General features: G+C 71.7%; 21 protein-coding genes and 1 riboswitch. Of the genes, 11 read left to right on the top strand and 10 right to left on the bottom strand.

Annotation, left to right across the window (positions count from 1 at the left end; genetic code table 11):
- The first annotated feature begins 11 nt into the window (after positions 1-11).
- The 4 genes from ACGFMM_RS30785 to ACGFMM_RS30770 are packed head-to-tail and all read left to right on the top strand — an operon-like array spanning position 12 to position 6532.
- Complete coding sequence (locus ACGFMM_RS30785) at positions 12-2183, top strand: CHAT domain-containing protein (RefSeq protein WP_393649760.1); 2172 nt, start codon at positions 12-14, stop codon at positions 2181-2183.
- A gap of 12 nt (positions 2184-2195) precedes the next feature.
- Positions 2196-3611 carry a hypothetical protein gene (locus tag ACGFMM_RS30780; protein ID WP_393649759.1) on the top strand — a complete coding sequence of 472 codons (1416 nt, stop codon included), beginning with the start codon at positions 2196-2198 and terminating at the stop codon, positions 3609-3611.
- Positions 3612-3647: 36 nt separating this feature from the next.
- Positions 3648-4589 (top strand): SIR2 family protein, encoded by a 942-nt coding sequence (locus tag ACGFMM_RS30775; RefSeq protein ID WP_393649758.1) that lies wholly within the window; start codon positions 3648-3650, stop codon positions 4587-4589.
- Positions 4586-6532: a hypothetical protein gene (locus ACGFMM_RS30770; RefSeq protein WP_393649757.1), complete on the top strand. Its 1947-nt coding sequence runs from the start codon at positions 4586-4588 to the stop codon at positions 6530-6532. The genes ACGFMM_RS30775 and ACGFMM_RS30770 overlap by 4 nt, the downstream gene beginning before the upstream one ends.
- A gap of 6 nt (positions 6533-6538) precedes the next feature.
- Here ACGFMM_RS30770 and ACGFMM_RS30765 read toward each other — a convergent pair whose 3' ends face one another.
- Complete coding sequence (locus ACGFMM_RS30765) at positions 6539-8944, bottom strand: hypothetical protein (protein WP_393649756.1); 2406 nt, start codon at positions 8942-8944, stop codon at positions 6539-6541.
- 207 nt (positions 8945-9151) lie between these two features.
- On the opposite strand from ACGFMM_RS30765, the gene ACGFMM_RS30760 reads away from it, so the two are divergent.
- Together ACGFMM_RS30760 and ACGFMM_RS30755 are read left to right on the top strand one after the other, a co-directional pair.
- Positions 9152-9427, top strand: coding sequence for an SH3 domain-containing protein (locus tag ACGFMM_RS30760; protein WP_393649755.1), 276 nt, complete (start codon positions 9152-9154; stop codon positions 9425-9427).
- Positions 9428-9542: 115 nt separating this feature from the next.
- Positions 9543-9944, top strand: coding sequence for a hypothetical protein (locus ACGFMM_RS30755; protein ID WP_393649754.1), 402 nt, complete (start codon positions 9543-9545; stop codon positions 9942-9944).
- A 192-nt stretch (positions 9945-10136) separates the two neighbouring features.
- Here ACGFMM_RS30755 and ACGFMM_RS30750 read toward each other — a convergent pair whose 3' ends face one another.
- Positions 10137-11342 (bottom strand): hypothetical protein, encoded by a 1206-nt coding sequence (locus ACGFMM_RS30750; RefSeq protein WP_393649753.1) that lies wholly within the window; start codon positions 11340-11342, stop codon positions 10137-10139.
- Positions 11343-11470: 128 nt separating this feature from the next.
- Here ACGFMM_RS30750 and ACGFMM_RS30745 point away from each other — a divergent pair, with 128 nt between their 5' ends.
- A complete protein-coding gene (locus ACGFMM_RS30745) occupies positions 11471-12691 on the top strand; it encodes a glycosyltransferase (protein WP_393649752.1) in 1221 nt (406 codons plus the stop codon).
- On the opposite strand, the gene ACGFMM_RS30740 is transcribed toward ACGFMM_RS30745, so the two are convergent.
- The 3 genes from ACGFMM_RS30740 to ACGFMM_RS30730 form a co-directional block, all read right to left on the bottom strand.
- Positions 12682-14340 (bottom strand): sensor histidine kinase, encoded by a 1659-nt coding sequence (locus ACGFMM_RS30740; protein WP_393649751.1) that lies wholly within the window; start codon positions 14338-14340, stop codon positions 12682-12684. The genes ACGFMM_RS30745 and ACGFMM_RS30740 overlap by 10 nt on opposite strands.
- A gap of 102 nt (positions 14341-14442) precedes the next feature.
- Entirely contained in the window at positions 14443-15261 is an 819-nt protein-coding gene (locus ACGFMM_RS30735) for an ABC transporter permease (protein ID WP_393649750.1), read from the bottom strand.
- Positions 15258-16196, bottom strand: a complete 939-nt coding sequence (locus tag ACGFMM_RS30730) for an ABC transporter ATP-binding protein (protein ID WP_393649749.1) — start codon at positions 16194-16196, stop codon at positions 15258-15260. The genes ACGFMM_RS30735 and ACGFMM_RS30730 overlap by 4 nt, the downstream gene beginning before the upstream one ends.
- A gap of 183 nt (positions 16197-16379) precedes the next feature.
- Between ACGFMM_RS30730 and ACGFMM_RS30725 the strand changes: the two genes are divergently transcribed.
- The gene (locus ACGFMM_RS30725; protein ID WP_393649748.1) at positions 16380-17060 is read left to right on the top strand and encodes a response regulator; all 681 of its coding nucleotides are present in this window, start codon (positions 16380-16382) and stop codon (positions 17058-17060) included.
- A gap of 20 nt (positions 17061-17080) precedes the next feature.
- Here the strand turns inward: ACGFMM_RS30725 and ACGFMM_RS30720 are convergent, their stop codons facing one another.
- Together ACGFMM_RS30720 and ACGFMM_RS30715 are read right to left on the bottom strand one after the other, a co-directional pair.
- On the bottom strand, positions 17081-18196 hold the full coding sequence (locus tag ACGFMM_RS30720; RefSeq protein ID WP_393649857.1) for an ABC transporter substrate-binding protein: 1116 nt from the start codon (positions 18194-18196) through the stop codon (positions 17081-17083).
- 86 nt (positions 18197-18282) lie between these two features.
- Positions 18283-19221 carry a peptidoglycan-binding protein gene (locus ACGFMM_RS30715; RefSeq protein ID WP_393649747.1) on the bottom strand — a complete coding sequence of 313 codons (939 nt, stop codon included), beginning with the start codon at positions 19219-19221 and terminating at the stop codon, positions 18283-18285.
- A 213-nt stretch (positions 19222-19434) separates the two neighbouring features.
- Here ACGFMM_RS30715 and ACGFMM_RS30710 point away from each other — a divergent pair, with 213 nt between their 5' ends.
- Positions 19435-20040 (top strand): L,D-transpeptidase, encoded by a 606-nt coding sequence (locus ACGFMM_RS30710; protein WP_393649746.1) that lies wholly within the window; start codon positions 19435-19437, stop codon positions 20038-20040.
- Between the two features lie 58 nt (positions 20041-20098).
- Here the strand turns inward: ACGFMM_RS30710 and ACGFMM_RS30705 are convergent, their stop codons facing one another.
- Genes ACGFMM_RS30705 through ACGFMM_RS30695 form a run of 3 tightly spaced genes read right to left on the bottom strand, consistent with a single transcriptional unit; the run spans position 20099 to position 22985 of the window.
- Positions 20099-21115 carry an ABC transporter substrate-binding protein gene (locus ACGFMM_RS30705; RefSeq protein ID WP_393649745.1) on the bottom strand — a complete coding sequence of 339 codons (1017 nt, stop codon included), beginning with the start codon at positions 21113-21115 and terminating at the stop codon, positions 20099-20101.
- Positions 21112-21906: an ABC transporter ATP-binding protein gene (locus tag ACGFMM_RS30700; RefSeq protein WP_393649744.1), complete on the bottom strand. Its 795-nt coding sequence runs from the start codon at positions 21904-21906 to the stop codon at positions 21112-21114. Before ACGFMM_RS30700 ends, ACGFMM_RS30705 begins: the two co-directional genes overlap by 4 nt.
- On the bottom strand, positions 21906-22985 hold the full coding sequence (locus ACGFMM_RS30695) for a FecCD family ABC transporter permease (RefSeq protein WP_393649743.1): 1080 nt from the start codon (positions 22983-22985) through the stop codon (positions 21906-21908). Before ACGFMM_RS30695 ends, ACGFMM_RS30700 begins: the two co-directional genes overlap by 1 nt.
- A 131-nt stretch (positions 22986-23116) precedes the next feature.
- Positions 23117-23206: riboswitch (cobalamin riboswitch) on the bottom strand.
- A gap of 91 nt (positions 23207-23297) precedes the next feature.
- Between ACGFMM_RS30695 and ACGFMM_RS30690 the strand changes: the two genes are divergently transcribed.
- Together ACGFMM_RS30690 and ACGFMM_RS30685 are read left to right on the top strand one after the other, a co-directional pair.
- Entirely contained in the window at positions 23298-23615 is a 318-nt protein-coding gene (locus ACGFMM_RS30690) for a DUF6191 domain-containing protein (protein WP_393649742.1), read from the top strand.
- Between the two features lie 5 nt (positions 23616-23620).
- The gene (locus ACGFMM_RS30685; RefSeq protein ID WP_393649741.1) at positions 23621-24673 is read left to right on the top strand and encodes an SUMF1/EgtB/PvdO family nonheme iron enzyme; all 1053 of its coding nucleotides are present in this window, start codon (positions 23621-23623) and stop codon (positions 24671-24673) included.
- Positions 24674-24706 lie beyond the last annotated feature (33 nt).

The following is a 24706-nucleotide window of genomic DNA, read 5'->3' as shown; positions in this document are numbered from 1 at the left end:
GGAGGAGCGTGGTGAGCACCTCCGCCGTCACCATCGCCAACCTGCTGGAGGACGCGCCCGCGGACTCCGCTCCCCGTACGCTCCCCTCCGCACCGGCGGCCGGCGCAGCACCTCCGGCCGCCCGTCCCCCGCTGACCGTGACCGTGGTCTGGGGCGACCTGCCGGAGGTCCCGGCCGATCTGCACGTCACCGGGCACTACCAGGCGGTCCTGCCCGCGGCCGCGGAGCTGGCCATGGACCGCGCCATCTCCGGCGGGCCGCGCCGGCTGATCACCGAACACACCAAGCTCGGCTGGATCGACGCCCAGCTGGGAGAGGTCACGTACTTCCCCTGCCGGCAGGGCACGGTCCGCTCGGCCGCCGTCGTCGGCATGGGCCCCTTGGGCACCCTGACGGAACGCCGCGCCGCCCAGTTGCACACGTCCCTGCTCGGCGAGGTCATGGGGCTCGGCCATGTGCAGACCCTCGCGACGGTCCTCATCGGCTCGGGCACGGGCAACCTCACCGTCGCGCAGGCCGCTCGGGCCCTGGTGAACGGCTTCGGTGGCGCGCTGCGCTCGCCGGCGCCGTCGGCAGCGGAGTCCGGGCTCACCGAGGTGCTCGTCGTCGAGATCGACCGTCTGCGGGCCGAGCAGCTCGTACGGGCGCTGACCGAATCCGCCCAGCGGCAGAAGTCCCTGCGGATCGCACCGCGGCTGCGTGAGGAGGGCAGCGGCAGGCTGTCGCCCCAGTCCGCGGCGGTGTACGCGCTCACGGCACTGACCGGGCTCACCGGAGGCGCGGGCCCGGCGACCGGTGAGGCCGGGCTCCCCGACGGTGCGGAGCCGCCGGTCGCCGGTGACGTCCTCGGCGAGGTGCTGGCCGGCCTGGAGCCCCGGATCCGTGACCGGGTGCGGGAGCAGCTGGGCCGGCTCGCCGACGTCGACCGGACCGACCTGTCGTTGAGGGTGCGCCGGACCATGGACACCGCCGAGGGCGCCGTACCGGTGCGGGTGTCGGCCCTGTCGGGCGTCGGCGGACTGCGCTGGGCAGCTCTGACGGAGCGGGCGACCGCGCCGGAACGGCTTGTCCCGGTGGACATGGACCTGTTGCGGCAGCTCGTGGACCGGCTGACCGAACCGAGCGCCGAGGACGCGCGGGACCTGCCCGACCTGCTGTCCCGGTTCGTGGTCCCCCCGGACTTCCAGCAGCTCCTCACGGATGAGGCGACCGTGCTGATGGAGCTGGACCAGGAAACCGCCCTCGTCCCCTGGGAGTTCCTGGCCGACGTCAAGCAGCGCAGCGGCGACAGGGAGGCGCCCTTGGCCGTCCGCACCCCGCTCTCCCGGCAGTTGCGCACCCCGTATTCGCGCGTGATCGCCGAGGAGACCGCGGCGGGTCCGCCGAAGGCCCTGGTGATCGGCGACCCGGGCGATCCGGAGAAGGGTTTCCAGCTGCCCGGGGCCCGCAACGAGGCCCTGTCCGTCGCGGCCCAGCTCAGCCGCCTGGGCGTGGAGGTCACGCTGTTCGTCGGCGCGACGGGCTCCAGCCGGGTGGCGGGCGTCCCGCCCGCGACCCGCCTGGACGTGCTGCGCGTCCTGCTGGCGGGAGGCCATCACATCGTCCACTACTGCGGCCACAGCACCCTCCAGGCCTCCGCCTCCGGGGTGCGGTCGGGGTGGGTCTTCGCGGACGGCCTGCTCACCGCGCAGGAGCTGGTACAGCTCGAACGCCCCCCGCGGATCGTCGTCGCCAACGCCTGCTACTCCTCCCGTCTCGCGGACGCCGGCAGGGCCGCGCCGCCGGCCGAGCCGCTGCCCGGCACCCCCTGGGGAAGCCCGCAGGCCCGCCTCGTGCCCAGCCTGGCCGACGAATTCCTGCGGGTCGGCGTCGCGCACTACATCGGAGCGGGCTGGCGCATCCCCGACGGCCAGGCGACCTCGTTCTCCACGGCGTTCTACAGGCATCTGCTGGAGACCGGGCCGGGAGAGCCCGAACACACCGTCGGCTCCGCGGTGCACACGGCGCGCAGGGCGCTGTACAGCGGACACGACGGTTCCCCGTTCGCCGGCGCCATCGCCCAGGAGGACCCGCCGGACGACGCGCCGGACGACGCTCCGGACCGGCGGCGGAACAGCACCTGGGCCGCCTACCAGCACTACGGCGACCCGACCGACCCGTTCGTGAGAGCGAGGGGCGACTAGAAAGGTCCGCTCATGGCCAGGATCCCGATGACCGACGTCGTCGTACTCCTCCCCGGCATCACCGGAAGCGTGCTCACCAAGGACGGCAAGGACGTGTGGGCCCCCTCGCTGACCGCCGTGCTCGGAGCGCTCACGAGCCTGGGCCGCTCGCTGGACTCGCTCGAGCTGGAGGACGACGACTGGCACGCCGACGACCTGGGTGACGGCATCGTCGCCGAACGGCTCGTGCCCGACCTGCACACCCTGCCCGGCCTGTGGAAGATCGACGGCTACAGCCGGATCGAACGCTTCCTGACGGAGCAGTTCGACATCAAGGAGGGCGAGAACTACTTCCCGTTCCCCTACGACTGGCGGCGCGACAACCGGGCCGCCGCGCGCCGGCTGAGGGACCGGAGCCGCGACTGGCTCGGGGACTGGCGCCGGACCAGCGGCAACGACGACGCCCAACTCGTCCTGATCGGCCATTCCATGGGCGGTCTCGTCGCCCGCTACTTCGTCGAGGCGTTGGCCGGCTGGCAGGACACCAGGGCCGTCGTGACCTTCGGCACGCCGTTCTACGGATCGCTCAACGCCGTCGAGTTCCTGGCCAACGGCTTCTCCAAGCGGATCGGCCCCTTCGAGCACGACCTCACCCGGCTGCTCCGCTCCCTCACCGCCCTGCACCAGCTCGTCCCCGTCTACAAGTGCGTGTACGGGCCGGACGGCGAGCCCGTCGCTCCCGTGAAGGCGGGGCTGCCCGGCTGGCAGCCGCGCTGGACCTCCCATCTGACCGACTTCTTCGATGAGATGGAGACGGCCGCCGTCGTCAACCGTAAGGACCCCGCCTGGGATTCCCACCAGGTGGTCTACCAGCCGATCGTCGGCATGGACCAGCCCACCCGGCAGTCCGCCCGGCTCGTGGACGGGAAGCTGGAGACCCTGCTGACCCGCGGGGACCACGACGAAGGCGGCGACGGGACCGTGCCCAAGCTGTCCGCCGCCCTCTCGGGCACCGAGAACGCCAGCACCTTCGTCCCGCAGCGGCATGCGAGCCTGCAGAACCAGGACGCGATGCTCGATCACCTCAAGGGCGTCCTGCAGTCCCTGCACCACGTCCAGATCGATGACCTGCGCGCAGCGGTGACCTCCTGGTTCAGCTACCTCGGCGACGACCTGTACCTGCCCGGCGAGCCCGTGGTCTGCGAGATCGGCTTCGAAAGCGCCCTCGGCGAAGCCCAGTTGCCCGAGGTGCCGGCGCGCCTGACCGTGACCGACAGACTCACCGGGCAGCAGGTCCACGACCGTCCCGTCACGGTGACCCGGCAGCGGCGGACGTTCAGCCTCGACCCGCTGCCGCCGGGCACGTACGACCTGCTCATCAGCGCGACCCCCGACACCGCGCCTCTGTCCGACGTGTTCGTCGTCGCAGCGCACGGCGCCGACGGCTGAGCCTTCGAGCCGGCAAGGACGACAGGAGGCGACACGATGAACTCCAACGGCAGCGAACCGCCCCCGTACGGCTTCATCGCCAAGGAACTCGTCGACGGCCGCGCCGTGCCCTTCCTCGGCGCGGCTGCGTCCTACGCCGGGGTGCCCGACGACCAGCCCCACCGGCTGCCCGGAGGCCAGGGCCTCACGGAACGACTCATCGCCGACTGGAGTGGTTACCCGGGCTCCGCCAGCGACCCGCTCACCCAGGTCACGCAGTACTACGAGGAATGCGTGGCCAGCCACATCGACCTGTGCCGCCGCTTCCGTACGGTGTTCTACGAGGAACAGCTCGAACAGAGACCGCCTCCCACCGCCCGGCTGCTGGCCGCCATCCAGCCGCCCGACGAGCGGCCCTTCGTGATCATCACCACCAACTACGACTGTCTGGTGGAGAAGGCGCTCGACCAGGCCGGTCGCCCCTATGCGGTGGTCATCCAGGATTCGAACCCGTGGAGCCCGCACAACCTGAGGGTGCGCGAGAGCGGCAGCGAACGCTTCGAAGGGGTGCAGAGCCAGGACCTGGTCCTGAAGGACTACGCGGGAGCCACCCTGATCTACAAGCTGCACGGCGGCTTCGGAGACGGACTCGACAAGGACGTCGACACCCTCGTGGTGACCGAGGGCGACTACATCCGGTTCGTCGCCTCGCTCGCCTCCAACGCCGTGCCACCCGTCGCCATCGCCGAGCACATCCTCCACGACCGGCGGATCCTCTTCCTCGGCTACTCCATGGCCGACTGGAACATGCGGGTGATCCTCTACCAGCTCGCCCAGCGCCGCCCCCAGCAGCAGGGCGTGCCGAGGTCCTGGGGCGTGCGCCGGAACATCTCCGTGGTCGAGAAGAGGTTCTGGGACAAGCGCGACGTCGAGCTCTTCGACATGGACCTCGCCGACTTCGTGGTTCAACTGCACGAGGCGATCGGAGCGGACGTATGACCACCACACGGGAGACCTCCGGGAGCGGCCCCTACGTCGGCCTGCGGCCCTTCACCGAACACGACCGGCACCTGTTCTTCGGCCGCGAACGTGACGCCGAGATGCTGTTCAACCTCGTCTACTCGACCCCGCTCACCCTCGTGTACGCGCCGAGCGGCGTGGGCAAGTCCTCGTTGCTGCAGGCCGGGCTGAGCCCGATGCTCGAAGAGGCGGAGGACTTCGACGTCGTCTACGTCCACTCCTGGCGGCCCCCCGTCGCCGATCAGCTCACCGAGGTGATCGCCGAGAGCTTCCCGTCGCGTGCGCACAGCCAGTCGTGGTGTGAGGCCCTGCGTGCCCACGCCGCCGACACCGGCCGCTGCCCGGTGCTGATGCTCGATCAGTTCGAAGAGGCGCTGCACTATCCGTCAGGACTGGACGCGGTGTGGGAGGAGCTGTCCGTCATCGGGACCCACCCGCGCAGCGGCGTACGCGTGGTGCTCGGGATCCGCGAGGACCACCTGGCCGAGCTCGACGAACTGCTGCGGCGGGTCCCCATGCTGATCGAGAACGGCATGAGGCTGGGACGCCTGAACGAGAAGAATCTGTCCCGTGCGTTCTACGCCCCGCTCCACGTCATGGAGCCGCCGTTCGAGGCCGACCCCGAGCTGTTCCCTGAGCTGATGTCCGACCTGGCCGAGAACGGACAGGACGGGGCGAAAGGCTTTGCCGAGCCTGGCTACTTCCAGGTTGTCTGCCAGCATCTGTGGGAGCTCGACCGCGACCGCCCCGACCGCACGCTCACCCTCGCCACCTACGAACGCGAGGGCCGCGCCCGCAAGGTCGTGCGGTCCTACGTACGGGGCAAGCTGGACGACTCGCTACCGGCCGACCATCTGGAGGTGCTCTACGCGATCACCCGGTATCTGGTCACCCCCACCGGAACGAAGATCCCGCTCGGCGTCGACGACCTTACGGAGATGGTGACCGTCCACGACTTCACTCCGCAGGCCCGGAGGCGTTTCGGGCTCGTGGACGACGAGAACGAGTGGCCGTTCGAGCAGCCGCGATTGCAGGGCCTGCTGTCCGACGTGCTCGAAGAGCTCTGCGGCGGCGGCGTTCTCATCCTGCGCCGCGTGTCCCACGGCACGACCCCGCGGTACGAGCTCTTCCACGATCTGCTCGGCCCGATCCTGCGCAAGTGGCGTGCCCGACGGCGCTCCCAGGCGGAGCGGGAACTCGCACGGCTGGCCGCACCGGTCGAGGGCCTGCGAGGAACGGCCATGGCGTCACTGGCGCACGCGAGCCGGCTGGAGGAGGCGGACGAGGAGGCACGCCGCCAGGTCGTCCGGGAACTGCGCGAGGTGCTGTTCCAGTCGACGGCTCTGAAGGACGAGGCTCTGTCCAGCGATGCGCGCAAGCGCCTGGAGGACCTGAGGAGACACGAGGACGACTGGAAACTCCGGCTGGAAGCCGGGCGGGCGCTCGGCCGGACCTCCGTCATCGAGGCCCCGTCCTGGCGCCGGGCCCTGCTAGCCGTCGTCCTCTACACCGTGCTCAGCGTGGCCGCCGTCGTCCTCCTGGCCTTCGGGGCGAAGGCGGCCATCGAGGCCGCCGGGCTGGAGGCGCCGTGGCTGGCCCTCGTCTTCGGCCTGGGCTGGATCGCGCTGCTCTGGCCCCTGCTGTACTTCGCCCAGGGCGTCTCCCACGGGCTGTACTCCCGGCACGGCTACTGGAGATCCCTGCTCAGACCGCCGTTCGAACCCTATGCCCTGGCCATCGGCTGGTTCGAGCACACCTCCGCCTGGCCCTTCAACTTCGTCGTGAGCGTCGTGCCCGCGGTGATGCTGGCTCCACTGCTCGCCCACGTCGCCCTGCCGTTCCTGTTCTGGCTGATCGCGCTGGTCTGTCTGTTCACGGCGTTCAGCCTCGTGGCGTACAACCGTGCCGTCGTACTCATCTGATGCCGGTCACACTCCCGTCGGCACGGCCGCCCGGCGGCGGCGCAGCAGCAGGCCGCCGGCGGCGAGCCAGCCGAGGATCGGCAAGGAGGCGAGTGCGTAGAACCACGGGCTCGACGTCGCCGGAGTGGGGCTGGCGTAGGCCTCGGGCAGTGGCTTGGAGCTGGTGATGCCTCCGAGCCAGACTTCGCGGCCGGTCCCGCTCGGCGCGTGCAGCGCGTTGCGTGCCGAGGACACAAGTCCGGGGTGGTCCTCGGCGAAGGCGGTGGCGCTGAGCCGGTTCTGGTTGATGCGGGTGAAGTCCACCCCGCCGTAGACATAGGTCTGGGTGTAGACGTACCCGCCCTTGGTCGTCTTGTGCTTCACCTTGAACTCGCCGTTCTTGTACGACTGCACGTAGCGGTCGAAGACCTCGCGAGGCGTCCATTTCTCCCGCGAGGCCCAGCGGCTGATGTCGCCTTTGCCGATGACGTCGGAGTACGCGGTGTGCTTGGTAGTGCTGCGCTTACGGAACCATTCGGCGGCGACCCGGCTGGCGTAGACCCGACGCAGGTCTGCGTACTCGGGCGCACGGTTCACCGCGTTCTGGACCTGCGGCAAAATCGTCGTACGGTACAGGGACTCGTTGTGCTCGGTGGTGGCCTCGTCCTGGAGGGGACAACCGTTGGCGCCCGCGACGCCTTTGGCCTTGACGACCTCCGATTCCATCTTCACCTGCAGTGGCGCGTCCAGGATGTACAGCTCGTCGCCGTTGTCGCGGACGGTGGCCGTGCCGGGCACGATCCACTGCCGCATCTGCAGGCACTTGGTCTCGCCCCGCAGGGATTCCCAGAACTTCCTGCCGCCCGCGGTGTCGGGGTGGATGAACTTCGCGACCGACTTCTTCATCGCCAGGTCGGCCTCCAGCAGCACCCGCCCGGCGTCGGTCCTGCCGAACTTCTCGTCGATGATCCGCTCGGGCTCGTCCGGGTTGAGGTTGACGGTGAACGCGGACGGCGGCAGCGCCAGCCAGACGAAGAACGGGTCCGAGGCGAGCCGGGCCGCGCGCCGCCCTCCGAAGGACTGCCGGCCGGTGGCCAGTTTGTCGGCCTTGAAGGCGTACTCCACGCCGGAGCCGTTGTGGTAGGTGTCGGAGACGTAGCGCAATTCGAGAGTGGAGAAGTCGACACCGCCGAGGTCGGGCTGGGTGACCGCCGGGATGTCGCCGTCCGCGGCGAGGTTCTCGGTGTGCCAGTCCTGGACCAGCCCGGTCCGAATTGCTTGCTGCAGCGAGTCGGGCGAGGATTCGACCGCCTCGGTCATCGGGCTGTCGGCAGGCAACTGGCCGGGAGCGGCGAGGACGTCCGGGACGGCCGCGTCACCGGCCGGCCCGCCTTGCGGCCCGCCGGGAGGGGTGGTGGGAGCCTGGGCGACGCCGCCCCCGCCGGGGGTGGGCGGCGGTGTGCTGCCCAAAGACCCGGGCGGTGCCTTCTGCCCGATCGCCGGAAAGTAACGGACGTCTGTCCGGACGCCGTGCTTCGCCGCGAGCTTCTTGATCATCTTCACCGACCCGGGGGTGGGTCGCTCGCCGAACACGGTGATCAGGCGGCAGCCGGTCGCTTTGGCGATCTTCATCAGGTCCTCGAACTGCTTCCGGCCCTCCTCGGTGTCGACGTCCTTGCCCGACTTGATCTCCAGGATGACCTTCAGCTTCTCAAAATCCGCGGCATCGAGCGGGCGGTCCTTCTTGTGCAGGCGCAGGCGCGAGAGCAGGGGCAGGAGCTCCCGGGGCACCCTCTGTCCGAAGCGCCAGTGGCCGTCGGGGTTCAACCCCTCCTTCTCGACGTACTCCTCACGGACGAGCGGCTCGAACGCCGCGCCCTTGCGCTTACTGTTGAACGCGTTCACATACCCGGTGCGCCACGTCTTCCAGTCCGGTACCGAACTGCCCTCCTTCTGCAGCTTCCAGTGCGCGAACATGAAGTTCCGGGTGGCCCAGGTGTATTGGCCGGGGGCACCGATGCCCTTCAGCACCTGCTCCGAGGGCTCGGTGACCGAGTTCAGCACACCGGGCTCGTTGAAGACGATCTTCTCGAACCGGGCGCGGAACTTGTCCCAGGTCACCCCCTTCTTGCTGTACGTCTTCCAACGTGCGAACAGGTGCTCCCGCGTGCCACGGGTGTACTTGTTCTTGTGTCCGATCGGGCCGAGATCCGCCTGTGTGGGCTCGGGAATGCCGTTGAGCACATCGGCGCTCTCGTACTGGTACACACCCCTCGGGTGCGTGTCCTCCGTCGGCCCGACACCCGGGAGCGGGAAGTCCTCTGCGGCGACGGCCGGTGCAGATGGACCGGCCAGGCCCACCAGCGTGACCAGGCTCAGGCTCGCCGCAAGGGCGAGCGTACGGATCCGAGGGAGCGCTAAGGGAATCACCACCATGCAATTGTCGGGACCCGATCAAGAGGTGGTCAAGGGCCTCCCGCCGGGGCGGGTCGGGGACGGAGCCATCGGAATGACGCCCGGGTGCCCGCAGCGACGTGCCCCGCACGCCTCCGGCTCACCGGCGGGGATCGGCCCTACGGTGCAAGGAGCCCGTCCGGATACCGGACGGCTTCCCGCCACCCCGGCTTTTCCCTGGAGGTCATGATGCCCAGTCCGCCCCAGCCGTTCGGCACTGTCGTCAGCACCGCCGGCGTCAACCTGCGGAAGTATCCGAGCACGGACTCCTCCGTCATCGGCAACCTGAGCCACGGCACCGAGATCGGCCTGCGCAGCAAGGTGCACGCCCAGACCATCGACGGCAACAGCATCTGGTACCTGCTGCGCGACAAGTCCGCGTGGGTCGCCGCCCGGCACGTCGACAACACCGGACAGGTGCCGCTGTCCAAGGACGTCGAACCGGCCAACCCGCAGGGCTGACAGAGGACGAAGCCGTCCCGGGGCGCCGTCGCGGCAGTCCCCGGGACGGGCCTGTGCCCGGAGAGCGTCACCGGGGCCGTCTCGCGCTGCGTCGGCCCTGCTAGATTCGGCCGCCATGCGATCACGTCAGTACGACCTCGACTTCCGCGACCGGGCCCGTCGCATACGGACCTGGGGCATAGGGCTGCTGTCCTTGGCGGCGCTGCTGTGGACGTGGTGCGGTCTGTTGCTGCTGACGCCGTACGAGGTCGACAGGAAGCCTGACGACCGGTACCCCGCAGAGTGTGAGTCGCGGTTGTTCACCGACAGGGGCACGGCCAACGACGGTCTGTACAGGCATGACTGGTGTCAGAACGAGCGCGACTGGCCCGAGGCCATGCTCCTGCTCGGGCTCTCCCTGCCCGTGACGGCCGTCGGTGTGGCGCTCTTCACGACCGGCAGCGTGACCCGCACGATGAGCGCCCACGGCGAAGCCATGCGCGAGCTGGACAAGCTCGCCGGCACGCCGAAGGCGTAGCCCGCGCTTGCGCGTTCGTACGCTCGGCTAGGGCCTGTCCGGCGGATCAGGGTCGGATAGGCCGCGGCGGCTGGTGCGGTGCATCGCAAGGCGCCGGAGCGCCTCGATAGCGGAGCTATTGGGGCGTTTCGGCAACGCGGCGAGGTGCCGTGCCAGGCGTCGCGGCCCCGGCCATGATCCGCCGGACAGGCCCTAGTCCTGCCAGTAGAACAGCAGCGTGTCGACGGTGAGCGGTAGGCGGTTGCCGAAGTAGTAGACGTGCAGGTCGGTGACCGTGATGGCCGTCTCCTCGTCCATCCAGCGAAAGCCCGCCGCCTCGAGTGCCGGGCGGGCCCGGTCGCCGTCCTCGTAGGCGAAGGCGAACGGGCCGAGGGTGCTGATCCAGACCTCGCTGCCGCCGAACTCGATGATGTGGTAGGTCCCGTCCCCCTGCTGGTGGTACGCCCCGCAGCCAACGGGCGCACTCGGGGCCAGACCTGCCGAAGTGAGCGCCTCGGTGGCCCGGTGCAGCCAGCCCTCGACGTCGTGCGGGGCGGGCGGTTCGGTGCACAGGGCCTCGACGCGCCAGCGGGGGTCGGTGAGCCGATGACACCATGGTGCGTACTCGTGGAGGATCGGGACGCGCAGTTCCTCGTCCAGGCCGGGGACCTCCACGCGGGGACTGCCCAGGGCCTCATAGAGGCGGCGGGTCTCGTCCGGGTCGTCGGTCCGTTCGTACAGCGCGAGGATCGCCCAGAGCTTCGACTCGGTCGTCGGCGCCCGGGTGAGGAAGTCGCGCAGCTCGTCGGCGCCGTGCACCACCCTGTGGGCGAGGTGGGCCACCATCCGGTCCGGGTCGGCGAGGGCGTACGTGACGTCCTGATCGGCCCGGTATCGCATCCGCAGCCGGAACAGACGGTCCTCGGGCCGCTCCTCCCCCAGCCGGTCCAGGACCGCCTGGAGGCCGTGCCGTTCGACCAGTGCGTCGAGCGCGGCCTCGCCCGCCTCCTCGCTGCGCCGCCACGGCGACGCCGCGAGGACGGCGAGTTCCTCGGCCGCGGTGATGTCGCCGATGCGGCCGCGCGTGGCGAGGAACGCCTCCGGCATCCCGTACGACTTCTCGTGGCGGCGGTCCTCGTCGCGTAGCCAGGGCAGCAACTCGGGGCGGTCACCGACGAGTTCCAGCAGCGCCTTGCGTACTTCTCCCTCGTCCTCCACGTCGCGGACGCGGTCGAGCAGCGCGCCGGTCCACGTCTGCGGGACGCGGCCGGCGAGCGCCTCGACGCAGGGCTTGCGCCGCCACCACGGATGGGAGGGTTCGGCCGCGTACCGGGCGAGTTCCTCGGCGTCGTACGTGCGCAGCGCGTCGGTGTCGGCCTGCCCGGCCGACGGGATGAGCGTCTCTATGTCCTCGGGCATCCGGGGATGCTACTGGGCTGCCGCGGCCCGCGACCTCCGGTTTTCCGGTGGGAGGGTGGTGCGAGGGCCGGGGCGTGCCGCAGAATCGCGGGCCTGTGCCGAAGATCATGACCAGGGGGAGTCACGACATGCGTGTGCTGTTCTCGACGTACGGGTCGCGTGGGAGCGTCCAGCCGATGGCCGGGCTCGCGGTGCGGGTGCGGGAGCTCGGTGCGGAGGTGCGGGTGTGCGCGCCGCCGGACGAGGAGTTCGCGGAGCTGCTGGCCGCGGTCGGCGTGCCGGTGATACCGACCGGCGCGCCGGTGCGACCGCTGGTGACCACCGTGACGCCCGGCTCGGCGGCGGGACTGGCGCAGCGTGCGGCCGACTTGATGGCCGCACAGTTCGAGGCGGTCGCCGCGGCGGCCGAGGGCTGTGATGCGCTGGTGGCGACCGGCCCGTTGCCCGTGACGGCCGGGGCGCGGTCGGTGGCCGAGGAACTGGGCATCCGCTACGTGCACGCGAGCCACCAGCCGGTCGTCCTGCCGTCGCCGTACCGCCGGCCGCCGGCGCGGCGGGGCCGGCCGTTGCCGCCGGACGTGACCGACAACCGGGCGCTGTGGGACCTGGACGCCGAGCTCGCGAACGCGATGTTCGGCGAGATGATCAACGGTCAGCGGGCCTCGATCGGGCTGCAGCCGGTGGACAACGTCCGCGACTACGCCTTCACCGACCGGCCGTGGCTGGCCACGGACCCGGTCCTGTCCCCGTGGCAGCCGACAGACCTCGGCGTCGTACAGACCGGCGCGTGGGTCCTGACCGACGAACGCCCGCTTCCGGACGGGCTGGTGGCGTTCCTGGAGGCGGGTGCCCCACCCGTGTACGTCGGCCTCGGCAGCACGCCCGTCAGCGCGCCGAAGGACTTCGCGCGGGTGGCCGTCGAGGCGATCCGCGCGCAGGGCCGCCGCGCCGTCGTCTCCCGCGGCTGGGCCGAACTGGCCCTGGTCGACGACCAGGACGACTGCTTCGTCGTCGGCGAGGTCAACCATCAGGCCCTGTTCCGGCGTACGGCCGCCGTAGTGCACCACGGCAGCGGGGGCACGACGACGACCGTCGCCCTGGCAGGCGTGCCTCAGGTGGTGGTGCCGCAGGGGGCGGACCATCCGTACTGGGCCGGCCGGGTGGTCGACCTGGGCATCGGCGCGGCGCACGACGGTTCGGTCCCGACCGCCGAGTCCCTGTCGGCCGCGCTCGGGACGGCCCTGACGCCGGAGACCCGGGCACGAGCGACCGCCGTGGCCGGCACGATCCGCACCGACGGGGCGACGGTGGCCGCGCGGCTGCTGCTCGACGCCGTCGGTCAGGGCTGACCGTCGGACTTCACGGTGTCCTTGGACACCAGCCGGTCGTCGGACCAGCAGAGTCGGTAGAGGTCGACCGGGGCCAGCAGGTCGCGGCCCGAGCGGTAGAAGTCGCAACTGGCGCCCGGCGGCCGGGACATGGAACGGGCGCCGTCGGGCGGGTACGGGAAGGGGCGGGCCGGAAGGAGTGGCGCGAGGGCGGCGCGGGACCGGCCGAGCTCCAACTGGTCGAACCGGGAGGGCGGCAGGACGCCCGTCGTGAGCTGCCAGGCCAGATACACGGCTGCGGGGACGAAGAACGCCGCCGCGGTGAGGGGGGCAACGAAGGCGAAGGCCGCGCGGCGGCGCGCGGAGCGCCGTACGGCGGCGAGACGTTCCGTGGCCTCCGGTGCGGCGAGTGCCGCGCCCGTGTCTCCGTCCGTACCGGCGTCCGTGCCCATGCCAGTTGATCGGGTCCTCGTACGGGCCTGGCCCTGGTGCGGCAGGTCCGCCGTGACGCGGAAGCCGCCCCGGTGCGGTCCTGTCTGCAGCGTGCCGCCCAGGACCCGTACCCGCTCTCGGAGCCCTGCCAGGCCGTGGCCGCCGGTGCCTGAAACCCGGTCGTCGGGCGTCCTGGCCGAGCCGTGGTCCGGGGCGGCGGCGTTGACGACGCTCACGCGGGTGCGGTCGGTCTCGTGGGCGATGCCCACCCGCACCACGCTGCCCGGGGCGTGTTTCACGGCGTTGGTGAGGGCCTCCTGCACGACCCGGAACATCCCGCGTTCGACCAGCGGCGGCAGCGCGGGCGGCGCTCCGCGAAGCTCCCAGCGCACGGGCACGCCTGAGGCGACCGCGCGGGCGAGGAGGTCCTCGACGGTGTCGTTCACGGGCGGACCGCCTGCGCTCGCGTCCCCGCGTTCCCCGCCCGGGGTTCGTGGTTCGTGCAGGACCGCGACGGTCTCCCGCAGCCGTTCGACGGCGTCCGCGATCGTCCCGCGCAGTTCGGCGAGGTCGGCGCGGTCGCGGTCGGTGAGGTCGGGGGAGAGTTCCAGGGCGCCGGCCCGCAGCGCGACGAGGCTCAGTGCGTGGCCGAGCGAGTCGTGCATGTCGGCCGCGATGTCCGCCCGTTCGGTCAGTCTGGCGCGCTCCGCCACCAGGTACTGCCGCTCCTCCAGGCTGCGGGCCAACCGCCAACCCTCCCGTACGAGTTCGCGGCGGCCGCGCCAGTGGCGTCCCGCCAGCCACGGCAGGAGGAGGGCGGCGGGCAGGACGGCGAGGGCGTAGAACCACCAGACGGCCGGCACGCGCAGCAGGGCGCACGTCACCACGTCGACGGCGAGGCACGCGGCGAGCACCAGCAGCGGGTCCCGGGCGCGGGCGACCCGGACGCCGAGCAGACAGCTGAACGCTGCCAGTGACAGCGCATGGGCGTTGCCGGGGGTGGCGGAGTCGGCGAGGCCCAGTGCGCACAGGCCGTTGACCACGAACACCGCGGCCGCCGGCCGGCTGCGCGACAGCGGCACGGCCATGGCCAGGACGGCCAGCGGGAGCAGCAGGTCCGCCAGGGGCGAGGGGTCGCCCGCGTCCCGGTACCCGTACACCGTGGCGGCGGCGAGCACGGCCCACAGCGCTCCGTCGGCGAGGCCGGACCGAACACGAGGGATGCGCGGGTGCCGCATGGTGTGGGGTGTCCTTCCGCGGTCGGTGTCGTGACGTGTCCGGTGTCGTGACGTGTCCGGTCGATTCTGCAGGACGCCCGGGCGAGCGATGCCCGCGTCGCGTCAGGCGTCTCTGCGCCGCAGGACGTACAGGCCGGTCGCGTGTGCCGCGGCCGTCCACGCCAGCAGGATGAGGACGGCCGTCGGAGAGGAGTACGGGGCGTCGGCGCCGGCCCGCATGAAGTGGTCGCCCGCTCCGTACGGCAGACGGTCGTTCACCGCCGCGAGCCCGTCGCCGCCGAGCCCCAGAAGCACGCTGGGCAGCGCCCACAGCAGTGCGGCGAGTATCGACAGCGCACCGGCCGGATGCCGGGTGGCGAAGGCCACGCCGACCGTGAGCACCGTGACGAGGGCCTGGTAGACCCCGATGGCCAGGACCTGCCGGACGGTGGTGCCCGCCTCGAACGAGGCCCGTCCGTCGAACGCCGACCAGGCGACGACCGTGCCCACCACGGCGAACGCGGCCCCTCCGAGAAACGCGACGGCACCCGTGACCAGCGCCTTCGCGGACTGCACCGTGTGCCGCCGCGGCACCCACAGCAGCGAGGCCCGCACCGTGCCCGTCGCGTACTCGGAGGTCACCGCCACCGTGGCCAGGACGACGAAGGCGAACTGGGTGACGACGACGGAAGCGGCCGCCGCGTTCCCGACGGGCTGGACCGGGTGCTCGTTGATGCGGGCGATCGAGGCGTAGTAGAAGGTGAACACGCCGGTGATCGCGAGGCCTGCCAGGAGGCTGAGGGAGGAAGCCCGTACGGACCAGAGCTTCGTCCACTCGGACGCCACCGCTCCGGCGAAGCCGCCGCGCCGTCGGCGTTCCGATGGGTCGTGCGCGGTCTGCGGGACGGCCGTTCGCCCGTCCGCCGTCGTCGTGGTGGTCATCGTCGTCCCCCTTCGTCGGCCACGCCCGTCGTGTACTCGACACTTCGTGCGGTCAGGTCCATGTACGCCTCCTCCAGCGACACCCGGACGTCGCTCAGCGCGTGCAGCCGTACGCCGCAGTGGTGGGCGAGGTCTCCGACCTCGGCCGCGGTCCTGCCCGTGACGGTGACCCGGCCGTCCGCCGTCGTCTCCACGCGGACGCCGTCGGCCGCCGCCAGGCGTCGGACCAGCGAGGACCGTTCCTCCGGGTCGGGCACCGAGGCGCGCGCCGACGCGGGCGACGCGGCGGCCAGGAACTCGGCCATGGAAGTGTCGCTCAGCAGGCGTCCGCGCCCGATGACGACCAGGTGATCGGCCGTCAGCTGCATCTCGCTCATGAGGTGGCTGGACAGGAACACGGTGCGCCCCTCGGACGCCTGCTCGCGCACGAGCCGGCGGATCCATCGCACGCCGTCCGGGTCGAGGCCGTTCACCGGTTCGTCCAGGACGAGTACGGGCGGGTCGCCGAGCAGGGCTCCCGCGACGCCGAGCCGTCCGCTCATGCCCAGCGAGTACGTACCGGCCGGCCTGCGGGCCGCCTTGGCCAGGCCCACCGTCTCCAGCACCTCGTCCACCCGGCGCGCCGGGATGCCGTTGGCACGGGCCTGGGCGAGCAGGTGGGCGCGACCGGTCCGGGCCGGGTGGACGGCCCGGGCGTCGAGCATCGCGCCGACCGCCCGCAACGGGCGGCGCAGGTCCGCGTAGGGCCGGCCGGCGATCAGGGCGCGTCCGCGGGTGGGGTGGTCGAGACCCAGGATCATGCGCATGGTGGTGGACTTGCCGGCCCCGTTGGGGCCGAGGAAGCCGGTCACCCGGCCGGACATGATGTCGAACGTCAGGTCGTCCACGGCGAGGGTGCCGCCGTATCGCTTCGTCAGTCCTCGGATGCTGATCACGCCATGTTCCTTCGCTGTCGGTCGCCGAGCTCTTACGGCAGCGACGCTACGAGCGCGCTCGGCCCGCGCCCATGGGCCGAAGGGAAGGGGCGTCCTGCCGTTCGTCAGGGGGCGACCCCACCCCTGGACGGATCTGCGGGCCTCGCCCCCGTCACTGCGGGGAGCCGGCCGTAGGCTCGTGGCGTGGAAGAGACGACAGCGACCGGACGGCCGGTCCGGGTCCTGGTGGCCGACGACGAGGCGATGGTCCGGGCCGGTGTGCGCGCCATCCTGGCCCGGGATCCGCAGGTCGACGTGGTCGCCGAGGCGGGCGACGGGCACGAGGCCCTCGCGCTCGCCCGCCGACACCGGCCGGACGTGGCCCTGTTGGACATCCAGATGCCGGGTCTCGACGGGCTGACGGCGGTGGGGCGGTTCCGCCGCGAGGCGCCGGCCGTCGGCGTGATCATGCTGACGACGTTCGGCCAGGACGACTTCATCGCCCGGGCGCTGGAGGAAGGCGCGGACGGTTTCCTGCTGAAGGCGGACGATCCGAGGGAACTCCTCAACGGCGTACGGGCGGTCGGCGCCGGCGGGGCGTATCTGTCTCCGCGGGTCGCGGGCCGGGTCATCGCCGGAATGCGCGCCCACCGGTCGGCGCATCCCCACCGCTCCCTGGACCGGCTGACCGAACGCGAGCGCGACGTGCTGGCGGGGCTCGGCTCGGGGCTGTCCAACGCGGAGATCGCGGGCGAACTGCACCTCGTCGAAGGCACGGTGAAGGCGCACGTCAGCGCGGTGCTGACGAAACTGGGGGTGCGCAACCGGGTGGAGGCGGCGATCGCCGCGCACACGGCCGGCCTGATCCGGCCGCGACGCGACTGACTCGGCGGCCGCCTCGCTTCTCAGTCGGTGCGGTGGATGCGGAAGCGCTCGGGATCGGCCGGGTCCCGGTCCACGACCTGGATCGGGGGCTCGACCCACTGCCAGACGTCGATGCCCGGCGTGCGGGAGAACTGGATCTTCCCGCGCGTGCCTTCGACGGTGACGTGCGGCCAGGATGCGGCGAGGCGCGTTCGGTCCGGGCCGTGGGAGCGGAGGGCGGCGGCGAGGGTGGTGATGGTGTCGTAGCCCTCGAAGGCCACGAAGGAGGGTGCTGCGGTCAGCTGCTCTCGGAGGGCCGTCTCGATGCGTGCGCCGAGGAGGGTGAGGCGGTCGGGGAGGTAGCGCAGGAAGGGGATCGCGGTGCCGTCGTCGCCCAGCAGCGTCGCCCATTCGGCGAACTCCGGCTGTCCGGCCGGGGCGCCGATCAGGGTGTCGGCGAGGCGGGGGTCGCGGCGGACGGCCTGGACGATCGGTACGGCGGGGTCGGGGTGGCCGACCAACAGGAGGAGGGCCGTCGCCTCGTGGGCGACGAGTTCGTCGCAGACTGCGGCGGGGGTGAGTTCGCGCATGTCGAGTTCGATGAGCGTGCCGCCGCGTGGAGCGAGGTGGTCGCGCAGAATCCGCGTTCCCGACGCCCAGTAGACGCTCGGGGCCGCGGCTACCGCGATGCGGCGGTGGCCGGCGTCGAGGAGGAAGTCGGCGTAGATCCGCCAGCCGCGGGACTGCGGCGGGGCGAGGCGCGCGACCCAGTCCGTCGGGTGTTCGGTGAGCGTGTCCAGCACGGCCGACGAGCAGAGGAACGGCAGGCCGAGGGCGTCGGCCCGCGCGGCGGCGGCGCGGGCGACGACGCTGTGGTACTCCCCCGCCACCGCCGCGACGCCCAGGCCGGCGAGTTCGTCCACGGCCGCCGCGGCCTGCTGCGGATCGGCCGCCGTGTCCCGGACCAGCAGCTCCAGTGGCCTTCCGTCGATGCCACCGCTGTCGTTGACGTCGTGGACGGCCAGTTGGAGTCCGGCGAGCAGGTGCCGGCCTGCCTCGACCCAGCCGGGTCGGGTCAGGGGGACGAGAGCGCCGATCCGGACGGGTGATCCGCCCGTCGGTTCGGCCGCGTGTGTCTGTGGCGCCTCGGTGATCATGGCGGTCATTGCATACACCGCCTTCGCCAGGCGGCAAGCGAATTACCGGTCCTTGCGTCGCGGGCTCTGCGCACCTGCCTCGTGGGTCATGGCCGTGGGACCGCTGCCGTGAGGGCCAGCCAGGTCGTGGTGTCGACCGTGCCGGTGGGTTTGAGGCCGTGGCGGGTTTGGAAGTCGGTGACCGCACGGAAGGTCGCTGTCGTGTAGACGCCGGTGATGTCGGCGGGGAGGCCCGCCTGGGCCAGGAGGTCCTGGACCGCCTCGACCGCGTGGCCCTTGTCGCCCGAGGCGACCGTGCGGACGAGCATCGGCCACGTCCGCTCGCCCACCTTGCCGTCCGGTTGCAGCCCCCTCGTCCGCTGGAAGGCGATCACCCGGGCGCGGGTCTCCGGGCCGAAGATGCCGTCCGCGTCGAGGCGGTGGCCGTCGGCCTTGAGCAGTCGCTGGATCGTCCAGGTCAGGGACGACCGCTCCCCCGCCCTCACCAGGGGCCAACGGGACGCAGCGGCCGGGCCCGCCGCCGCCGTCACCGAGCGGTCGGTGTGGGTGGCCGGCGGGTTGTGGGTGAGTACGGACCAGGAGGCGATGGCGATGCTCACCGTCGCGGTCACCGTCAGGGCCGTACGCCACACACCTGGCGGTGTCCAGGGACTCGGGGCGGTGGGGCGGGCCGTGTCCGTCGCGTCGGCTGCGGCCAGTGGCGCGGCCTCCCCCGGGGCCGCTTCCGTCAGGGCCAGGGCCCGCGGCAGGTCGTCCGGTGGTGCGGTCAGCACGGCGTGGAGTGCGTGTACGACGTCCTTGGGAGCCGTCGACGGGTGCAGCGGGTTGAAATAGCGCGACAGCGTCGTCTGGTTGACGCCGACCTTCCGCGCGAGGGACTCCTGCGTCGGCTTCCTGCCGGCCTCGTCCGCGGACGCCTCCCACCAGGCGCGTAACAACAGCGCCAGTTCCTGCCCCGTCCCGCCTGCCGTGCGGTGGGGTCGCGGCTCGACCAATGGTGCCTCCGAGTTTCGCTGCGCGTGCATCACCGCACGTCAGAGCCCTGCATATGTGCATGCATCATCACGCATCGACGCATGCCGCATGGATCGCCGCAGTGCGGACGACGGGGGGCATGGTTGTTCCGGCGGCTCGCCCCGACCGGTCCGACAGGCCCGGCAACAGGCGATATGTCCCGGGCAATTGCCCCCGGAACAAACGAGCCACGTCTCCCTCAACCCTCTAAGGAGTGATCACCCATGTCCGTGATGTCACCTCTGCGTGTTCGTGCCGCCGCGATCGGGATCGGCGCGCTGACTCTCGTGACCACCGCCGTCGCCACGGCCCCGAGCGGTCAGGCCGCGCCGGCGGGTCAGGGCGGCCGGGCCCAGGCCGCCGCGGTCGTCACCACGCTGAAGTTCGTCAGGAACACGAGCGACCCGCAGAACTCCCGGCTGTACATCGTCCGCAAGGGCAAGCCCGTGGCCGAGTTCCGCGCCGGGTCCGGACTCGGCAAGGCCCACCGGAACGGCCGCAAGGAGTGCGCCCGGGGTCAGGGCTGGCTGCCGGACGGCACGTACAAGGTCGGCACGCCGCAGAACCGCTACAACGGCCGCATCATCAAGGGCTACGCGATTCCCCTGAGCAACAAGACGTGCAGCGACGGCCGTACGACGCGCACCGAGCTGTTCATCCACAGCGAGATGACCCGTAGCGGCGGGCAGGGCCGCAAGGAGAGCCAGCGCTGGGACGGCGTCAACGACTACAAGTCCGCCGGCTGCATCAAGCTCGAGCACAACGACATCAAGAAGCTGTTCCGCAACCTCAGCCGCTACCCCGCGCCCACGCGTCTGACGGTGGTCTGAACCGGACCCGATGAGGACGGGGTGCGCTCGCCTCGGCGGCGGGCGCACCCGCGCGGACTCAGCGGCTCACCGTGGCGAGGTAGGCGGCCAGGGTCGCGATGGCGGCGGGGTTGCGGGGGCTTTCCACCAGGTCGACGTAGTCGAGGGTGACGATGCGCTTGTGCTTGACCGCGGAGACCTTGGCCAGGGGCGGGTACGACAGGAGGAAGTCGCGCTTCTGGGCGGCGGTCGTGTCGCCGTAGTCGTTGATCACGATCACCTCCGGGTCGCGTTCGACGATCGTCTCCCAGCCGACCGTCGTCCACGAGTCGCCGAGGTCGGCCATGACGTGGTCGCCGCCGGCCTTGGTGATGATGTCGTGGGGCGCGGCGTAGCGGCCGGAGGTGAACGGCTTGTCCTGGCCGCTGTCGTAGAGGAAGACGCTGGGCCTCGCCTTGCCGCGCGGGGCCTTGGCCTGGGCGTCGGCGACCTGCTTCTTGAAGTCGGCGATCAGCTTCCGGGCCCGTTCCTCGACGCCGAACAGCTTTCCGAGGTTGGTCAGGTCGGTGTAGAGCGCGTCCAGGGGCGGCATGATGCCGCGTGCCGCGCCGGGGCCGTTGCGGCAGGACTCCGTGAGGAGGTACGAGTCGACGCCCAGGGCGCGCAGGGAGTCCGGGGTGAGGCCGTTGTCCTCGCCGAACCCGTAGTTCCAGCCCGCGAAGACGAGGTCGGCGCGGGCGTCGAGGACGAGTTCCTTGGTGATCGCGTCCTTGGACAGCCACTTCGCCCGGTCGTAGCCGGCCTTCCACGGCACCTGCGACACGTCGCCGCGGTCGTCCGGCATCACGAAGCCGGCCATCCGGTCCTCCAGGCCGAGGGCGAACATGATCTCGGTGATGCCCACGTCGTTGGTGACGACACGTTCGGGACGCTTTGCGTAGGTGATCTTCCGGCCGCAGTTCTCGATCGTGACGGCGGTGGGGCGGTCGTCGTCGGTGTCGCCGGGGGCCACCTGCGCGCCGCAGCCGGTGAGGGCGAAGGCGAGGGCGAGTGCCGCGGCCGTGCGGGGGGCGGGGAAGGGGATCGAGCGGGTCATGGCAATGCCACCTGTTCTTGTTCCGTAAGGCGGTCGAAGAGGAGTTGCACGGCGCCGGTGTCCGGGTGTCGTACGCGGTGGGCGCGTACGCCGAAGACCTTGGCCAGCAGGTCCGGGCTCAGCACGTCGTGCGGTGGGCCGGAGGCGACGATGCGGCCGTCGGCGATGACGTACAGGACGTCGCAGTGGCGGGCCGCGAGGTTGAGGTCGTGCAGCGCCACCAAGACCGTCGGGCCGAGGCCGCGGACGAGGGCCAGGACCTCCAACTGCTGGGCTATGTCGAGGTGGTTGGTCGGCTCGTCCAGGACCAGGACGCGCGGCTGCTGAGCCAGTGCGCGGGCGATGAGGACGCGTTGCCTCTCGCCGCCGGAGAGGGTGAGGAGGCTGCGGTCCGTCAGGTGCGCCGCGCCGACGCGGGCCAGGGCCTGCGCGCAGATCCTGTCGTCGTCCGCGGTGAGCCGGCCGGTGGCCCCGCGGCGGTGCGGGAGCCGGCCCATCGCGACCACCTCGCCCACCGAGAAGTCGAACTCGGCGGAGGTCTCCTGCGGCAGCGCCGCGAGGAGGCGCGCGCCCTCCCGCGCGTCCATCGCATGAAGGTCCTCGCCGTCCAGGCGGACCGTGCCGGTGGCCGGTCTCAACGCCCGGTACACGCAGCGGAGCAGGGACGACTTGCCGCTGCCGTTCGGGCCGACGAGGCCCACGACCTGCCCCGCCGCGGCGTGCAGGGTGATGTCCCGTACGAGGCGGGCGCCCGCGACCTCGACGGAGACGTCGTCCATGTCGACGCGCATCAGCGGCCTCCTGCGAAGGCGTAGCCGCGGCGGCGCATCAGGAGCAGGAAGCACGGGACGCCGATCAGCGCCGTGATCACGCCGACCGGCAGTTCCGCCGGGGCCAGGAGGAGACGGGAGACGATGTCCACCCAGACCAGCAGGACGGCGCCGGCGAGCGGCGCGACCGCCAGGACGCGCCGGTGGTCCGCGCCCACCAGCATCCGTACGAGGTGGGGCACCATCAGGCCGACGAATCCGATCGCGCCGCTGACGGCGACGACGGTTCCGGTGACGGCTGCGGTGACGACGAACAGTTCGCGGCGCAGGCGGCTCGCGTCGACGCCCAGGGCGGCGGCCGTCTCGTCGCCCATGGCCAGTGCGTTGAGGCGTCCCGCCGCGAGCATGAGGTACGCGGTGCCCGCGAGCACGGTCGCGGCGGCGACCGGTACCGACGCCCACGTCGCGCCGCCGAGACTGCCCAGGAGCCACATCATGGCGGCGCGGGCCGCCTCGCCGTGTTCCGCGCTGAACACCATGAGCGTGGTGACGGCGGAGAAGCCGTAGCTCATGGCCGTGCCGGTGAGCACGAGGCGCAGCGGTGTGAGGCCGTGGGCGGTGCGCGCGGCCGCGTACACCAGGGTCATCGCGGCGAGTGCGGAGCCGAACGCCGACACGGACAGGGCCCAGACGCCGAGGGCGGAGAACGCGCCGAGGAGGATCACCGCGTTCGCCCCCACCGCGGCGCCGGAGGAGATGCCGAGGACGAACGGGTCGGCGAGGGCGTTGCGGACCATCGCCTGCACCGCGACGCCGGTCACCGCGAGGCCCGCGCCGACGACGGCCGCGAGGACGGTGCGGGGAAGGCGGATCTCCCAGACGATGGTGTACGCCGACACCTCGTCGGGGCGGATGACGCCGCCCGTCAGTCCGGCGCGCAGGAGCGCGAGGACGTGACCCGGCGTCACGCCGGCCGCGCCCAGGATCACCCCGCAGAGCAGGGACAGGACGAGGGCCGCTGCCAGCGCGGTGGTGAGGGGCGCCGTCCCGAGGCGACGGGGTGGAGCGGGACCGGCCTCGGGGGGCGCGAGCGTCGTCACGGACGGACCTTCGTCTCGGGCCGCGTTCCGTACGGACGAGGACGGCCCGCGGCCCGTGGGGACACGGCGAGGTCCGCGAGGCATCTCCGGTCGCAGTCCACGGCGAGTGGCGGGAAATGCTGCCGTCCCCCGGGCGATCGGGCTCGTACGGCACGTCTGTGCTGCTCTGACGCTCGTACACACCGTTGCGGGTCAGCGCCGGACTCTCACCGGACTTCCCCCACGGGACGCGCTCGCAGCGTAGCAAGGGCGGCGAGGACGAAGATCTCCGGGCCCGCTGTGTTCTGCGGCGCGGGCGGCGATACTGGCCGGATGGGGTTCCTCGTCTTCATGACACTGCCGGGGCTGGTGCTGCTGCTCACCGCGCTCGCGCTGGTCGACCAAGTGCTGCTGCAGGCCGGCCGCGGCGGGCTGCTGCCCTGGCGGACGAGTGTCCGCCAGGGGCAGGTTTCCGCGACCGGCTTCGAGCAGTTGCACGCCACCTTCTCGGCGGGCAAGCAGCACGAACTCAAGGAGCGCCAGTCGGTCCTGATGCTGCGCGACGACGACGAGGACGGCGCCCCGCCGAATCGCACCGAGGTGGACCTGGCGCGCGGTTCCGCGGTGATCCGACTGCCGAAGGCCTCGTGAACGCCATGTCGATCAGCGAGGTCTCGCTCGACGAGTGGATGCGGTTCGACCACGCGAAGGCCGTGGGGGTCGCCGAGGCCGCCGCGCGGCAGGCGGGGGGTGTGGTCCGTTCCGTTCGTCGTCGGCTGTGGGGCGGGCGGGCGGCGTTCAACGCCGTGATCGAGGTCGGCGGGGAGCCGTTCGTCCTCGTCCCCGGCGGCGAGGCACGGCTCGGCTTCGACGGCGCGGGCTGGGCGCCGACCGATGACGAGGTGCTCTCGTATCTGGGGAGTTATCAGGCGCTGGATCCGTTCCCCGAGTACGCCGACGTCGTGGAGGACGATCGGGACGAGGCCCGGGCCGAGTGGGCCGAAGGGACCGTCGAAGAGGTCAGGGCACATATCGACAAACTCACCTCGCGGCCCCGTACGGTGCCCCTGAAGGCGTTTCTGGCGGCTCCCCGTGCCCATGAGGCCGGCGTGCGCGCGGCCGCGTTCGACCATCCGACGATCGTGCCGCTCGTCGACAGGTGGAAGCCCGGGCTTCAGGCGCTCTTCGGCGACTTCGGACTGGCCGACGACGACACCCGGACCTGCGGGCGGGTGCGCTTCGACACCGAGGGGAAGCCCACGGCCGCCTGGCTTGTGACCCACGTCACGTACGAGGGCGTCGACGCTGAACTGGCGTGCTCCGGGCGGCGGTTGCCGACTCCCGACGAGTGGGAGCACGCTTATGCGCTCGGGGCTCGCACCCTGTTCCCCTGGGGAGATCGCATGCCGACGCGGTGGATGAAGCAGGACGAGGTCTTCGTGACGCCCGACGGGATTCGCCTCGCGGGCGACGAGCCTGGGCTGTCCGGCCTGTACATGGCCCAGGACTCCTACAAATGGGAGCTCACGGCCGACCGCCGCGAGGTGCGCGGGGCGGACGGCGGCGGGGCCGCGTGCGGCGGGGAGCCCTGGTTCGGGCAGTGGCTGCTCCAGGCGAGCGCGTACCGTGACCCGGAACAGAGCGCGTTCGTCTCCGGTCGCCCGCACACACGCGGCACTCTTGTCCGGCCGGTCATTCCCCTGGGGTGACGGCGCGTTCCTGTGCCGCCGGCCGGAGTAGGA

It is taken from the genome of Streptomyces sp. NPDC048604, from assembly GCF_043199435.1.
Taxonomy (GTDB): domain Bacteria; phylum Actinomycetota; class Actinomycetes; order Streptomycetales; family Streptomycetaceae; genus Streptomyces.
The sequence above is the reverse complement of the archived record's forward strand: the minus strand, read 5'-3'. Positions and strand labels throughout refer to the sequence as shown.